Source organism: Bacillus sp. P4_D3 (assembly GCF_056401855.1).
The window spans coordinates 1-967 of the sequence record NZ_JBFUIN010000999.1 but is presented as its reverse complement, the minus strand read 5'-3'; the positions used below and the strand labels follow the sequence as shown (position 1 = coordinate 967).

The window sequence follows — 967 nt, the reverse complement described above, 5'->3', positions numbered from 1 at the left end:
GCATTACGATGCAATACGAACGAGAAATTGGAGAGTATGAAAGAGAGATAGCCTTATATTAAGAAATAACGGAATATTAAAAAATCTATTTACATTCAGAATTAACTGTTATATACTATGTGAAAATCAGAGGAGAAAGGGAGTAAGTATTATGAATATCGTACAATCTATTAAAATGCTTACACAACTACATCATCATACATGAAACCCTTGAACCTAACGTGAAAACGTGTAGGCACAAGGGTTATTCCCGTTGTACCTACACTCTACTAAAGAGCCTTGTAGGTATTTTTTCTACAAGGCTCTTTTTATTTTCGGTTTAGGTGAATGGAATGAGCATACATTAGAGAGGGAAAGGTGTGTGAAATGAGATGGCAAAGTGGAAGCGTGCAAATCCGAATGGAACGAGGGATTACTTATTCGAAGAATGTACGTTAATTGAAGAAGTGGAACAAAAATTAAGACGGACCTTTTTAGGCAGAGGTTATGAAGAAATAAGGACACCTACAATTGAATTTTACGATGTTTTTGCATTTCAAAATAGGCCAATAGATGAAGAAAAGATGTATAAATTTTTTGATGAAAAAGGGCGGATTATCGTTTTACGCCCAGATATGACAATTCCTTTAGCAAGAGTAATAGGAACGCAGAGATGGGACACTCCTCTTAAAGTGACATATAGTGGAAATGTATTTCGGGCAAATGAGTCGCTTTCTGGAAAATATAATGAAATGGTACAAAGTGGTATTGAAATTATCGGGATTGATAATGTAAGAGCGGAAATTGAGTGTGTCATAAGCGTAATTCAAGCACTTCAAAAATTGAAGGTACAATCTTTTACAATTGAGATTGGGCAAGTGCAGTTATATAAATGTATTGTAAAAAAACTCTCTATTCATGATGAAGAAGAGAAGTTACTTAGAACATATATTGAGAGTAAAAATTATGCCGGTCTCTCAAATTTTAT

Annotated in this window: 1 protein-coding gene; it reads left to right on the top strand. The window is 34.1% G+C overall.

Translation table 11 applies throughout. The features are described 5' to 3' along the window. Positions 1–371: 371 nt before the first annotated feature. Positions 372–967: ATP phosphoribosyltransferase regulatory subunit (locus AC1DTM_RS28670; protein ID WP_477001510.1), on the top strand; the 596-nt coding region annotated here is incomplete at its 3' end.